Consider the following 13,794-nt stretch of genomic DNA (forward strand, 5'->3'; position numbering starts at 1 on the left):
CCCGCGTGAAGCGCCACCTCGTGTCCGCCGCAGACCTCACCCGCGACGACGCGCTGCTCATCCTGGACACCGCCGAGGAGCTCGCCCAGCTGTCCGGCCGGGCCGTCAAGAAGCTCCCGACCCTCCGCGGCCGGACCGTCGTCAACCTCTTCTTCGAGGACTCGACCCGCACCAAGACCTCCTTCGAGGCCGCCGAGAAGCGGCTCTCCGCGGACGTCATCAACTTCTCCGCCAAGGGCTCCTCGGTCTCCAAGGGCGAGAGCCTCAAGGACACCGCCCTGACCCTCCAGGCGATGGGCGCCGACGCCGTCGTCATCCGCCACCACGCCTCCGGCGCGCCGGCCCGGCTGGCCCAGTCCGACTGGCTGCACGGCAGCGTCATCAACGCCGGTGACGGCACCCACGAGCACCCCACCCAGGCCCTGCTCGACGCCTTCACCATGCGCCGCCACCTCAACCCGGGCTCCGGCCACGACCTCGCCGGGCGGCGGGTGACCATCGTCGGCGACATCCTGCACAGCCGGGTCGCCCGCTCCAACGTCCACCTGCTCACCACCCTCGGCGCCCAGGTCACCTTCGTCGCCCCGCCGACGCTGCTGCCGATCGGCATCGAGCCCAATCCCAAGACCGGCGCAGCCGGGTGGCCCTGCGAGGTCAGCTACGACCTGGACAGCGTGCTCCCCAAGACGGACGCGCTGATGATGCTCCGGGTCCAGCGTGAGCGGATGAACGCCGCCTTCTTCCCGACCGAGCGCGAGTACAGCCGCCGCTACGGCCTGAACGGCACCCGGATGGCCCAGCTGCCCGAGCACGCCATCGTGATGCACCCCGGCCCGATGGTCCGCGGCATGGAGATCACCGCCGAGGTCGCCGACTCGCCGCGCTGCACCGTGGTCGAGCAGGTCGCCAACGGCGTCTCCATCCGGATGGCCGTGCTCTACCTGCTGCTCGGCGGAGCCACCCTCAACGACGCCCCCCGTACCGACTCCGTGGAGACCGCTCAGTGACCACCTACCTGATCCGCAACGCCCAGATCCTCGGCGGTGCCCCGCAGGACCTCCACCTCGCCGACGGCGTCGTCCGGGCCATCGGCACCGGCCTGCAGGTCGAGGCCGACATCGAGATCGACGCGAGCGGGCTGATCGCCCTGCCCGGCCTGGTCGACCTGCACACCCACCTGCGCGAGCCCGGCCGGGAGGACGCCGAGACCGTCCTCACCGGCACCCAGGCCGCCGCCAAGGGCGGCTTCACCGCCGTCCACGCCATGGCCAACACCTTCCCGGTGGCCGACACCGCCGGTGTCGTCGAGCAGGTCTGGCGGCTCGGCCAGGAGTCCGGCTACTGCGACGTCCAGCCGGTCGGCGCGGTCACCGTCGGCCTGGAGGGCAAGAAGCTCGCCGAGCTCGGCGCCATGCACGAGTCCGCGGCCGGCGTCCGGGTCTTCTCCGACGACGGCAAGTGCGTCGACGACGCGGTGATCATGCGCCGCGCGCTGGAGTACGTGAAGGCCTTCGACGGCGTCGTCGCCCAGCACGCCCAGGAGCCGCGCCTGACCGAGGGCGCCCAGATGAACGAGGGCCAGGTCTCCGGCGAGCTCGGCCTGGGCGGCTGGCCGGCCGTCGCCGAGGAGGCGATCATCGCCCGCGACGTGCTGCTCGCCGCGCACGTCGGCTCCCGGCTGCACGTCTGCCACGTCTCCACCGCCGGCTCGGTCGAGATCATCCGCTGGGCCAAGGCCAAGGGCTGGGACGTCACCGCCGAGGTCACCCCGCACCACCTGCTGCTCACCGACGAGCTGGTCCGCTCCTACGACCCGGTGTACAAGGTGAACCCGCCGCTGCGCACCGCCGAGGACGTCCAGGCGCTGCGCAAGGCGCTGGCCGACGGCACCATCGACGCCGTCGCCACCGACCACGCGCCGCACCCGGCCGAGGACAAGGACTGCGAGTGGGCCGTGGCCGCGATGGGCATGGTCGGCCTGGAGACCGCGCTCTCGGTCGTCCAGCAGACCATGGTCGAGACCGGCCTGCTGAACTGGGAGGGCGTCGCGGACCGGATGTCGCACCGCCCGGCCCGGATCGGCCGGCTGGCCGGCCACGGCCGCCCGATCTCGGTGGGTGAGCCCGCCAACCTGGTGCTGTTCGATCCCGCGTACCGTGGTGCCGTGAACCCCGACAGCTTCGCCACGCGCTCCCGCAACACCCCCTACAAGGGCCGCGACCTGCCCGGCCGGGTGCACGCCACCTTCCTGCGCGGCACCGCGACCGTGCTGGCCGGCGAGCTGGTCGAGCAGGGTGGGCTCGCGTGAGCACGGTCCTGCTGGCCCAGGAGCAGGCCCGGGTCACCAACTGGTCCGGCTACCTCGGCTGGACGATCGGCCTGCTGCTGGTGATCGGCCTGGTCTACTGGCTGATGCGCCAGGGCTGGAACTGGCGCCGCACCCTGCAGTCCGGCCTGCCGCCGCTGCCCGCCGTGCCGGAGCGGGCCGGCCGGACCATCCTGGAGACCAGCGGCCGGTACCACGGCACCACCAGCGCCGGGAACTGGCTCGACCGGGTCGTCGCGCACGGCCTGGGCACCCGCAGCCGCGCCGATCTGACCCTCGGCGAGCACGGCCTGCTGGTGCAGCGCCCCGGCGACGTCGACTTCTGGATCCCCGCCGAGCACCTGATCGGTGCCCGCACGGACTCCGGGATCGCCGGCAAGGTCGTCCCGGCCGGGATCCTCGTCGTCACCTGGGCGCACGAGGGCACCGAGCTGGACTCCGGCTTCCGGGCCGACCACCCCGATGAGCACACCGCCTGGGTCGAGGCGATCACTCAACTCGCAACACGTACGACGACGAAGAAGACGGAAGAGGCCGCGTCATGACCGCACCTGCCCCCACCACGCAGCGCCAACGGCGGGAGCGCGTCCCCGCCGTGCTCGTCCTGGAGGACGGCCGGACCTTCCGTGGCCAGGCCTACGGCGCGACCGGCGAGACCTTCGGCGAGGCGGTCTTCAACACCGGCATGTCCGGCTACCAGGAGACCCTGACCGACCCGTCCTACCACCGCCAGGTGGTCGTGATGACCGCGCCGCAGATCGGCAACACCGGCTGGAACGACGAGGACGACGAGTCCAAGCAGATCTGGGTCGCCGGGTACGTCGTCCGCGACCCCGCCCGGGTCGCCTCCAACTGGCGCTCGCGCCGCTCGCTCGACGAGGAGCTCGCCAAGCAGGGCATCGTCGGCATCAGCGGCATCGACACCCGCGCCCTCACCCGCCACCTGCGCGAGCGCGGCGCGATGCGCTGCGGCATCTTCTCCGGCGAGGCACTGCCGGAGGCGGCCGCGCTGCTCGCCAAGGTGCAGTCCTCGCCCGAGATGAAGGGCGCCGACCTGTGCGCCGAGGTGGCCACCACCGAGCCGTACGTCGTGCCGGCCGTCGGTGAGAAGAAGTTCACCGTCGCCGCGCTGGACCTCGGCATCAAGGCGATGACCCCGCAGCGGATGGCCGAGCGCGGCATCGAGGTGCACGTGCTGCCGGCCAACTCCACCCTGGAGGACGTCTACGCGGTCAACCCCGACGGCGTGTTCTTCTCCAACGGCCCGGGTGACCCGGCCACCGCCGACCACCAGGTCGCGCTCGCCCAGGGCGTGCTGGAGCGCAAGACCCCGTTCTTCGGGATCTGCTTCGGCAACCAGATCCTCGGCCGCGCGCTGGGCTTCGGCACCTACAAGCTCAAGTACGGCCACCGCGGCATCAACCAGCCGGTGCAGGACCGCACCACCGGCAAGGTCGAGGTGACCGCGCACAACCACGGCTTCGCCGTGAACGCACCGCTGGACAAGGTGAGCGACACCCCCTACGGGCGGGTCGAGGTCTCCCACGTCTGCCTCAACGACGACGTGGTCGAGGGCCTCCAGGCGCTCGACACCCCCGCCTTCAGCGTGCAGTACCACCCCGAAGCTGCTGCCGGCCCGCACGACGCGGCCTACCTCTTCGACCGTTTCGTTGAGCTCATGGAGGGCCAGCGTGCCTAAGCGCACTGACATCAAGTCCGTCCTGGTGATCGGCTCCGGCCCGATCGTGATCGGCCAGGCCGCCGAGTTCGACTACTCGGGCACGCAGGCCTGCCGGGTCCTCAAGGCCGAGGGCCTGCGGGTCGTCCTGGTCAACTCCAACCCGGCCACGATCATGACCGACCCGGAGATCGCCGACGCCACCTACGTCGAGCCGATCACCCCGGAGTTCGTCGAGAAGATCATCGCCAAGGAGCGCCCCGACGCCCTGCTGCCCACCCTGGGCGGCCAGACCGCGCTGAACACCGCGATCGCGCTGGACGCCAACGGCGTGCTCGCCAAGTACAACGTCGAGCTCATCGGCGCCAAGGTCGACTCGATCCACAAGGGCGAGGACCGCGAGCTCTTCAAGGGCGTCGTCGAGGCCGTCAACGCCAAGATCGGCCACGGCGAGTCCGCCCGCTCGGTCATCTGCCACACCATGGACGAGGTGATCGCCGGGGTCGACACGCTCGGCGGCTACCCGGTCGTCGTGCGCCCCTCCTTCACCATGGGCGGCGCCGGCTCCGGCTTCGCCCACAACGAGGAGGACCTGCGCCGGATCGCCGGCCAGGGCCTGACGCTCTCCCCGACCACCGAGGTGCTCCTGGAGGAGTCCATCCTCGGCTGGAAGGAGTACGAGCTCGAGCTGATGCGCGACAAGAACGACAACGTCGTGGTCGTCTGCTCGATCGAGAACTTCGACCCGATGGGCGTGCACACCGGTGACTCGATCACCGTCGCCCCGGCGATGACCCTCACCGACCGCGAGTACCAGATCCTGCGCGACGTCGGCATCGCCGTCATCCGCGAGGTCGGCGTCGACACCGGCGGCTGCAACATCCAGTTCGCGGTCAACCCCGAGGACGGCCGGGTCATCGTCATCGAGATGAACCCGCGCGTCTCCCGCTCCTCGGCGCTGGCCTCCAAGGCCACCGGCTTCCCGATCGCCAAGATCGCCGCCAAGCTGGCCGTCGGCTACACCCTCGACGAGATCCCCAACGACATCACCGAGCAGACGCCGGCGTCGTTCGAGCCGACCCTCGACTACGTCGTGGTCAAGGTCCCGCGGTTCGCGTTCGAGAAGTTCCCGAGCGCCGACGCCACGCTGACCACCACCATGAAGTCGGTCGGCGAGGCCATGGCCATGGGCCGCAACTTCCCCGAGGCGCTCAACAAGGCGCTGCGCTCGCTGGAGAAGAAGGGCTCCCAGTTCACCTGGACCGGCCCGGTCGGCGACAAGGCGGAGCTGCTGGCCAAGGCGGTCGTGCCGACCGACGGCCGGATCAACACCGTCATGGAGGCCATCCGCGCGGGCGCCACCCCCGAGGAGGTGTTCGAGGCCACCAAGATCGACCCGTGGTTCGTCGACCAGCTCTTCCTGCTCGACGAGATCGCCGTCGAGCTCACCGAGGCCCCCGAGCTGACCCCGGACCTGCTGCGCCACGCCAAGCGGCACGGCTTCTCCGACCAGCAGATCGGCGAGATCCGCGGCCTGCGCCCGGACGTCGTCCGCGAGGTCCGGCACGCGCTGGGCATCCGCCCGGTCTTCAAGACCGTGGACACCTGCGCCGCCGAGTTCGCCGCCAAGACCCCGTACTTCTACTCGTCCTACGACGAGGAGAACGAGGTCGCCCCGCGCACCAAGCCCGCGGTGATCATCCTCGGCTCCGGCCCGAACCGCATCGGCCAGGGCATCGAGTTCGACTACTCCTGCGTGCACGCCTCCTTCGCGCTCGCCGAGGCCGGGTACGAGACCGTCATGGTCAACTGCAACCCGGAGACCGTCTCCACCGACTACGACACCTCCGACCGGCTCTACTTCGAGCCGCTCACCCTGGAGGACGTGCTGGAGATCGTCCACGCCGAGCAGCAGGCCGGCCCGCTCGCCGGCGTCATCGTCCAGCTCGGCGGCCAGACCCCGCTCGGCCTGGCCCAGGCGCTCAAGGACAACGGCGTGCCGATCGTCGGCACCCAGCCCGAGGCGATCGACCTCGCCGAGGAGCGCGGCGCCTTCGGCCGCGTGCTGCGCGACGCCGGCCTGCCCGCCCCCAAGCACGGCACCGCCTTCTCCTTCGAGGAGGCCAAGGCGATCGCCGACGAGATCGGCTACCCGGTCCTCGCCCGCCCGTCCTACGTGCTCGGCGGCCGCGGCATGGAGATCGTCTACGACGAGCCCTCGCTCGCCTCCTACCTGGAGCGCCACGCGGGCCTCATCTCCGAGCACCCGGTGCTGATCGACCGCTTCCTCGACGACGCGGTGGAGATCGACGTCGACGCGCTCTACGACGGCACCGAGCTGTACCTCGGCGGCGTCATGGAGCACATCGAGGAGGCCGGCATCCACTCCGGCGACTCCGCCTGCGCGCTGCCCCCGATCACCCTCGGCGGCTACGACATCAAGCGGCTGCGCGCCTCCACCGAGGCGATCGCCCGCGGCGTCGGCGTGCGCGGCCTGATCAACATCCAGTTCGCGCTCTCCGGCGACATCCTGTACGTCCTGGAGGCCAACCCGCGCGCCTCGCGCACCGTGCCGTTCACCTCCAAGGCGACGGCCGTGCCGCTGGCCAAGGCCGCCGCCCGGATCTCGCTCGGCGCCACCATCGCCGAGCTGCGCGCCGAGGGCCTGCTGCCGGCCGACGGCGACGGCGGCACCCTCCCGGCGGACTGCCCGATCTCCGTCAAGGAGGCCGTGATGCCGTGGAGCCGCTTCCGCGACGTCCACGGCCGCGGCGTGGACACCGTCCTCGGCCCGGAGATGCGCTCCACCGGCGAGGTCATGGGCATCGACAAGGTGTTCGGCACCGCCTACGCCAAGGCCCAGGCCGGCGCCTACGGCGCGCTGCCGACCAAGGGCAAGGTCTTCGTCTCGGTCGCCAACCGGGACAAGCGCAACCTGGTCTTCCCGGCCCGCGCCCTGGTCAGCCTCGGCTTCGAGGTGCTCGCCACGGCCGGCACCGCCGAGGTCCTCCAGCGCGGCGGCATCCCGTCCACGCTGGTGCGCAAGCACAGCGAGGGCGAGGGCCCGAACGGCGAGAAGACCATCGTCCAGCTGATCCACGACGGCGAGGTCGACCTCATCATCAACACGCCGTACGGCACCGGCGGCCGCCTCGACGGCTACGAGATCCGCACCGCCGCCGTCGCCCGCGCGGTGCCCTGCCTGACCACCGTCCAGGCCATGGGTGCCGCCGTCCAGGGCATAGACCGGCTGCTGCGCGACGAGGTCGGCGTCATGTCGCTCCAGGAGCACGCCGAGCTGATCAACGCCGGCCGCGCCAAGTAGCACCACTCCAGTGGGGGGCACCAGTACCGCCGGGTGCCCCCCACTTCCATGCCCTGGGAGGACTTTGTGTACAAGCTGCTGTTCGACCTCGTCTTCAAGAAGATGGACCCGGAGAAGGCCCACCACCTGGCCTTCTTCTGGATCCGGCTGGCCGCCTCGGTGCCCGGCCTGCGCTCCCTCGTCCGGCTGGCGCTCGCCCCGCGCGACCGGGCGCTGCGCACCGACGCGCTCGGCCTGGCGCTGCCCGGCCCGTTCGGCCTGGCGGCCGGCTTCGACAAGAACGGCGTCGGCATCGACGGCCTGTCCATGCTCGGCTTCGACTACGTCGAGATCGGCACCGTCACCGGCGAGGCGCAGTCCGGCAACCCGCAGCCGCGGCTGTTCCGGCTGGTCGAGGACCGCGCCCTGATCAACCGGATGGGCTTCAACAACCAGGGCTCGGCCCGGGTCGCCGCCCGCCTGGCCGCCCGCCCGCACACCACCTCGACCCCGGTGGTCGGCGTCAACATCGGCAAGACCAAGGTGGTCGAGGAGGCCGACGCGGTCGCCGACTACGTGAAGTCCACCGAGCGGCTCGCCCAGTACGCCGACTACCTGGTGGTCAACGTCAGCTCGCCGAACACCCCCGGGCTGCGCAACCTGCAGGCCGTCGACCACCTGCGCCCGCTGCTGAGCGCCGTCCGCGAGGCCGCCGACCGGACCACCGCCCGGCACGTCCCGCTGCTCGTCAAGATCGCCCCCGACCTGGCCGACGAGGACGTCGACGCGGTCGCCGACCTGGCCCTGGAGCTGGGCCTGGACGGCATCATCGCCACCAACACCACGATCGGCCGGGAGGGCCTGCGGGCCGACGCCGCCCGGGTCGAGGAGATCGGCATGGGCGGCCTCTCCGGCGCCCCGCTGAAGGCCCGCGCGCTGGAGGTCCTCCAGCGGCTGCGCGCCCGCACCCAGGGCCGGCTGGTGCTGGTCTCGGTCGGCGGCATCGAGACCGCCGAGGACGCCTGGCAGCGGATCGTCCACGGCGCCGACCTCGTCCAGGGTTACAGCGCCTTCATCTACGAGGGCCCGTTCTGGTGCCGCCGCATCCACCGGGGCCTGTCCGCCCGGGTCCGGGCCGGCGGCTACCGCAGCCTGGCCGCGGCCGTCGGCAGCGCGGTGGACCCGCGTCCCTGAAGCAGCCTCCCCCCACCGAACCTCCCCGGAAGGACGTCATGACCCTCGCCCCCTTCGGCGCCCGCCTGCGCCACGCCCTGGACACCCGCGGCCAGCTCTGCGTGGGCATCGACCCGCACGCCTCCCTGCTCGCCGCCTGGGGCCTGGACGACACCGTCGCGGGCCTGGAGACCTTCAGCCGCACCGTGGTCGAGGCGCTCGCCGACCGGGTGGCCGTGCTCAAGCCGCAGGCCGCCTTCTTCGAGCGCTTCGGCTCCAAGGGCGTCGCCGTCCTGGAGAAGTCGGTCGAGGAGGCCCGGGCGGCCGGCGCGCTGGTCCTGATGGACGCCAAGCGCGGCGACATCGGCTCCACCATGGCCGCCTACGCCGAGGCCTTCCTCTCGCCCGCCAGCCCGCTCTTCTCGGACGCCGTGACGGTCAGCCCCTACCTGGGCTTCGGCTCGCTGCGGCCGGCGCTGGACCTGGCCGCCGCCAACGGCGCGGGCGTCTTCGCGCTGGCGCTCACCTCCAACCCGGAGGGCGCCGAGGTGCAGCGCGCGGTGGGCGCGGACGGCGAGCCGGTCGCCGCCTCGGTGCTGCGCCAGCTGGCCGCCGAGAACGCCGGCGCCGAGCCGCTCGGCTCGTTCGGCGCGGTGGTCGGCGCGACCCTGGCCGACGCCGGGGTGGACCTGGCGATCAACGGCCCGCTGCTCGCCCCCGGGATCGGTGCCCAGGGCGCGACCATGGCGGACCTGCCGCGGGTCTTCGGCGCCTCGGTGCGCAACGTGGTCCCGAGCGTCAGCCGCGACGTGCTGAAGCACGGCCCCTCGGTGCCGGCGCTGCGCACCGCCGCCGACCGTTTTGTCCGGGAGTACGCGGACGCCGTCAAGTAGCGGACGGCGCGGCCGGGTTCGCGGCCGGAGGCGCTCCGGAGCCGGTTCGTGACGCGGCGCGATGCTCCGCAGGCCGGGCGGGTTGACGTGAGCGCCGTCACATCGGGACCGCCAAAGGTCCGCAATCGCGGTCATTTTGCCCGGGAAAGTCCTGGTCGGCCTTGGCTGACCAGGACTTTTCGTGTTCTTTTCCTGACGTGGCGCCGCAATCCGGGTAGTGTCCGGCGATAGGTCATCGAAGAGCCGCGATTCCCGCTGCTCTCGCAGGTCAGGGGCGGCGAGTTCGTCCACTGGTCGGGTGTCCTGGGAAACAAACCAGTCATAGTTCAATCCCTTCCATCCACACCTGAGGTGAACGGCGTGGCTCTTCCGCCCCTTACCCCTGAACAGCGCACCGCCGCGCTCGCCAAGGCCGCCGAGGCTCGCCGGGAGCGCGCCGAGGTCAAGAACCGGCTCAAGCACTCCGGCGCCTCCCTGCACGAGGTGATCAAGGCCGGCAAGGCCGACAACGACGTGATCGGCAAGATGAAGGTCTCCGCCCTGCTGGAGTCCCTTCCGGGCGTCGGCAAGGTCCGGGCGAAGCAGATCATGGAGCGCCTCGGCATCTCCGAGAGCCGGCGTGTCCGGGGTCTCGGTACCAACCAGATCGCCTCCCTGGAGCGGGAGTTCGGCGGCGGTGCCGCCTGACCGTGCCCCCGTGGTCCCGGGATCGTCCGCGATCCGGGATAATCGGTGCATGAGTGAGCGTCCGCGGCTGACCGTGCTCTCCGGCCCCTCGGGGGTCGGCAAGAGCACGGTCGTCGCTCATATGAGGAAGCAGTACCCCGAGGTCTGGCTCTCGGTGTCGGCGACGACCCGCCACCCGAGGCCGGGCGAGCAGAACGGGGTCCAGTACCACTTCGTCGACAACGACGAGTTCGACAAGCTGATCGCCAACGGTGAACTGCTGGAGTGGGCGGTGTTCGCGGGCAACCGCTACGGCACCCCCCGCGCGGCCGTCCAGGAGAAGCTGGAGCGCGGCGAGCCCGTCCTGCTGGAGATCGACCTGCAGGGTGCCCGCCAGGTCCGTGAGACGATGCCCGAGGCGCAGCTGGTCTTCCTGGCGCCGCCGAGCTGGGACGAGCTGGTCCGCCGGCTCACCGGCCGGGGCACCGAGCCGCAGGACGTGATCGAGAAGCGGCTCGAAGCCGCGAAGGTCGAGCTGGCGGCGGAGCCGGAGTTCGACACGACCCTGGTCAACACCTCCGTCGAGCAGGTGGCGAGCGAACTGCTAGCCTTGCTCGGTGTAGGCTGACCTGTTGTCTTTCTGTTTTCCACCCTTTCGGAAGGTTTTCGCGTGTCCTCTTCCATGACCGCGCCCGAGGGCATCATCAACCCGCCGATCGACGAGCTGCTTGAGGCCACCGACTCCAAGTACAGCCTGGTCATCTACGCGGCCAAGCGTGCGCGGCAGATCAACGCGTACTACTCCCAGCTCGGCGAGGGCCTGCTGGAGTACGTCGGCCCGCTGGTCGACACCCACGTGCACGAGAAGCCGCTGTCGATCGCGCTGCGCGAGATCAACGCCGGCATGCTGACCGCCGAGGCGATCGAGGCCGCCTGAGGCGACCCCCTGCGTGTGTGAAGGGCCCGTCGGAGTTCGCTCCGGCGGGCCCTTCGGCATGTCCGGCTCCCGTGTCCGGCCCCGCGGTGAGGCAGGCCACGGTGCGGGTGATCGTCGCCGGGCCGTAGGGTGGGCACGCACCGAGCGACGGGAGAGTGGGGATCATGGGCGGCAGCACGGAGCGGACGGGCGCCCCGCGCGTCGTCCTCGGCGTCAGCGGCGGCATCGCCGCGTACAAGGCGTGCGAGCTGCTGCGGCGGTTCACCGAGTCCGGCCACCAGGTGACGGTGGTGCCCACCGCGGCGGCGCTGCACTTCGTCGGCGAGGCCACCTGGGCGGCGCTCTCCGGCCGGCCGGCCGCCACCGAGACCTGGGAGAGCGTGCACGAGGTGCCGCACGTGCGGATCGGGCAGCAGGCCGACCTGGTCGTGGTCGCCCCCGCCACCGCCGACCTGATGGCCAAGGCCGCCCACGGGCTCGCCGACGACCTGCTCACCAACACCCTGCTCACCGCGCGCTGTCCGGTGGTGCTGGCGCCCGCGATGCACACCGAGATGTGGGAGCACCCGGCCACCCGGGAGAACGTCGCCACCCTGCGCCGCCGGGGCGTGATCGTGCTGGAGCCCGCCAGCGGGCGGCTGACCGGCAAGGACACCGGCAAGGGCCGGCTGCCCGAGCCGTCCGCGATCTTCGACGCCTGCAAGGCGGTGCTGCGGTACGGCGGCGGGCGGGCCGACCTGGCCGGCCGGCACGTGGTGGTCTCGGCCGGCGGCACCCGCGAGCCGCTGGACCCGGTCCGCTACCTGGGCAACCGGTCCTCCGGCAAGCAGGGCTACGCGCTCGCCGCCACCGCGGCCGCCCGCGGTGCCCGTGTGACCTTGCTCTCGGCCAACGCCGAGCTGCCCGACCCGGCCGGGGTGGACGTGGTCCGGGTGGCCACCGCGCTGGAGCTGCGGGAGGCCGCGCTGAAGGCGGCCGCCGACGCCGACGCCGTGGTGATGGCCGCCGCGGTGGCCGATTTCCGACCGGCGGTCTACGCGGCCGGAAAGATCAAGAAGGTCGAGGGGGTCGAGCCGGCGCCGGTGGAGCTGGTCCGCAACCCGGACGTCCTGGCCGAGCTCTCGGCCCACCGCACCCGTTCGGGTCAACTCGTGGTGGGTTTCGCGGCGGAGACCGACGAGGTGCTCGCCAACGGCCGCGCCAAGCTCGCCCGCAAGGGCTGCGACCTGCTGGTCGTCAACGAGGTGGGGGACGGCAAGGCCTTCGGCCAGGACGTCAACGAGGCCGTGGTGCTGGGCGCCGACGGCAGCGAGACGCCGATTCCGGTGGGCCCGAAGGAACTGCTCGCGGACGTGGTCTGGGACCTGGTCGCGGAGCGGCTGGGTCACCCGGCCGAGTGATTGCCGGGGGACCGTTCCGGGATCTCGGAGTGTGGGCTTTCGGTCTCCAATTCCGGGATCTCGTGACGTTTCCCGATAGCTGACCGTTACACTCCAGGAATCAAGTCTTTCCGGAAGTCCCCGGGTCCACCGGGGTCTTTCAGTCAGCAGCCGCTGCAACCCCAGGGAGCGCTGTGTCTCGCCGCCTGTTCACCTCGGAGTCCGTGACCGAGGGCCACCCCGACAAGATCGCTGACCAGATCAGCGACACGATCCTTGACGCTCTCCTCCGTGAGGACCCGACCTCCCGGGTCGCGGTGGAGACGCTGATCACCACCGGCCAGGTGCACGTGGCCGGCGAGGTGACCACGAAGGCGTACGCGCCGATCGCGCAGCTCGTCCGGGACAAGATCCTGGAGATCGGGTACGACAGCTCCAAGAAGGGCTTCGACGGCGCCTCCTGCGGCGTCTCGGTCTCGATCGGTGCCCAGTCGCCCGACATCGCGCAGGGCGTCGACACCGCCTACGAGGCGCGGGTCGAGGGTGACGAGGACCAGCTCGACAAGCAGGGCGCCGGCGACCAGGGCCTGATGTTCGGCTACGCGTCGGACGAGACGCCCGAGCTCATGCCGCTGCCGATCACCCTGGCGCACCGCCTGTCGCGCCGGCTGACCGAGGTCCGCAAGAACGGGACCATCCCGTACCTGCGCCCCGACGGCAAGACCCAGGTCACCATCGAGTACGACGGCGACAAGGCCGTCCGCCTCGACACCGTGGTCGTCTCCACCCAGCACGCCAGTGACATCGACCTGGAGTCGCTGCTCACCCCCGACATCCGCGAGTTCGTCGTGGAGCCGGAGCTGAAGGCGCTGGCCGACCAGGGCATCAAGCTCGTCACCGAGGGCTACCGCCTGCTGGTCAACCCGACCGGCCGCTTCGAGATCGGCGGCCCGATGGGCGACGCCGGCCTCACCGGCCGCAAGATCATCATCGACACCTACGGCGGCATGGCCCGTCACGGTGGCGGCGCCTTCTCGGGCAAGGACCCGTCCAAGGTGGACCGCTCGGCCGCGTACGCGATGCGCTGGGTGGCGAAGAACATCGTCGCCGCCGGCCTCGCCCGCCGCGCCGAGGTGCAGGTCGCGTACGCGATCGGCAAGGCCGAGCCGGTCGGCCTGTTCGTGGAGACCTTCGGCACCGAGACCGTGCCGGTCCTCACCATCCAGAAGGCCGTCACCGAGGTGTTCGACCTCCGCCCGGCCGCGATCATCCGCGACCTGGACCTGCTGCGTCCGATCTACTCGCAGACCGCCGCCTACGGCCACTTCGGCCGTGAGCTGCCGGACTTCACCTGGGAGCGGACCGACCGCACCGAACAGCTGCGCAAGGCCGCCGGCGCCTGAGGCACCGCGTCCTGAGGCACCGTCACCGTACGGGC

The 13,794-nt window shown here is 71.5% G+C and carries 12 protein-coding genes; all 12 read left to right on the forward strand.

From position 1 onward, the window contains the following. Positions 1-5 precede the first annotated feature (5 nt). Positions 6-1,007, forward strand: a complete 1,002-nt coding sequence (locus tag AB0N76_RS30660; protein WP_363562653.1) for an aspartate carbamoyltransferase catalytic subunit — start codon at positions 6-8, stop codon at positions 1,005-1,007. Next, a complete protein-coding gene (locus AB0N76_RS30665; RefSeq protein ID WP_363562655.1) occupies positions 1,004-2,308 on the forward strand; it encodes a dihydroorotase in 1,305 nt (434 codons plus the stop codon). Before AB0N76_RS30660 ends, AB0N76_RS30665 begins: the two co-directional genes overlap by 4 nt. Next, entirely contained in the window at positions 2,305-2,871 is a 567-nt protein-coding gene (locus tag AB0N76_RS30670) for a hypothetical protein (RefSeq protein ID WP_363562657.1), read from the forward strand. The genes AB0N76_RS30665 and AB0N76_RS30670 overlap by 4 nt, the downstream gene beginning before the upstream one ends. After that, positions 2,868-4,025 (forward strand): glutamine-hydrolyzing carbamoyl-phosphate synthase small subunit, encoded by a 1,158-nt coding sequence (gene carA / locus AB0N76_RS30675; protein ID WP_363562659.1) that lies wholly within the window; start codon positions 2,868-2,870, stop codon positions 4,023-4,025. Before AB0N76_RS30670 ends, carA begins: the two co-directional genes overlap by 4 nt. Further along, on the forward strand, positions 4,018-7,329 hold the full coding sequence (carB, locus tag AB0N76_RS30680; RefSeq protein ID WP_363562661.1) for a carbamoyl-phosphate synthase large subunit: 3,312 nt from the start codon (positions 4,018-4,020) through the stop codon (positions 7,327-7,329). Before carA ends, carB begins: the two co-directional genes overlap by 8 nt. A gap of 66 nt (positions 7,330-7,395) precedes the next feature. Further along, the gene (locus AB0N76_RS30685) at positions 7,396-8,502 is read left to right on the forward strand and encodes a quinone-dependent dihydroorotate dehydrogenase (protein ID WP_363562663.1); all 1,107 of its coding nucleotides are present in this window, start codon (positions 7,396-7,398) and stop codon (positions 8,500-8,502) included. 38 nt (positions 8,503-8,540) lie between these two features. Beyond that, entirely contained in the window at positions 8,541-9,374 is an 834-nt protein-coding gene (pyrF, locus tag AB0N76_RS30690) for an orotidine-5'-phosphate decarboxylase (RefSeq protein WP_363562665.1), read from the forward strand. Positions 9,375-9,734: 360 nt separating this feature from the next. Beyond that, positions 9,735-10,061, forward strand: a complete 327-nt coding sequence (gene mihF, locus AB0N76_RS30695; protein ID WP_030056187.1) for an integration host factor, actinobacterial type — start codon at positions 9,735-9,737, stop codon at positions 10,059-10,061. A 49-nt stretch (positions 10,062-10,110) separates the two neighbouring features. Beyond that, the gene (gene gmk / locus AB0N76_RS30700; protein WP_363562667.1) at positions 10,111-10,668 is read left to right on the forward strand and encodes a guanylate kinase; all 558 of its coding nucleotides are present in this window, start codon (positions 10,111-10,113) and stop codon (positions 10,666-10,668) included. 42 nt (positions 10,669-10,710) lie between these two features. Beyond that, positions 10,711-10,977 carry a DNA-directed RNA polymerase subunit omega gene (rpoZ, locus tag AB0N76_RS30705; protein WP_030240625.1) on the forward strand — a complete coding sequence of 89 codons (267 nt, stop codon included), beginning with the start codon at positions 10,711-10,713 and terminating at the stop codon, positions 10,975-10,977. A gap of 164 nt (positions 10,978-11,141) precedes the next feature. Next, positions 11,142-12,377 (forward strand): bifunctional phosphopantothenoylcysteine decarboxylase/phosphopantothenate--cysteine ligase CoaBC, encoded by a 1,236-nt coding sequence (gene coaBC / locus AB0N76_RS30710; RefSeq protein ID WP_363562669.1) that lies wholly within the window; start codon positions 11,142-11,144, stop codon positions 12,375-12,377. 173 nt (positions 12,378-12,550) lie between these two features. Next, entirely contained in the window at positions 12,551-13,759 is a 1,209-nt protein-coding gene (gene metK / locus AB0N76_RS30715) for a methionine adenosyltransferase (RefSeq protein ID WP_363562671.1), read from the forward strand. Positions 13,760-13,794: the final 35 nt, after the last annotated feature.

Origin of the sequence: Kitasatospora sp. NPDC093806 (assembly GCF_040683335.1) — a bacterium.
Taxonomy (GTDB): domain Bacteria; phylum Actinomycetota; class Actinomycetes; order Streptomycetales; family Streptomycetaceae; genus Kitasatospora.

Coding starts and splice junctions, on each gene's coding strand:
- carA (WP_363562659.1), top strand. CDS start 2,868: ATGACCGCACCTGCCCCCACCACGCAGCGCCAACGGCGGGAGCGCGTC.
- pyrF (WP_363562665.1), top strand. CDS start 8,541: ATGACCCTCGCCCCCTTCGGCGCCCGCCTGCGCCACGCCCTGGACACC.
- gmk (WP_363562667.1), top strand. CDS start 10,111: ATGAGTGAGCGTCCGCGGCTGACCGTGCTCTCCGGCCCCTCGGGGGTC.
- coaBC (WP_363562669.1), top strand. CDS start 11,142: ATGGGCGGCAGCACGGAGCGGACGGGCGCCCCGCGCGTCGTCCTCGGC.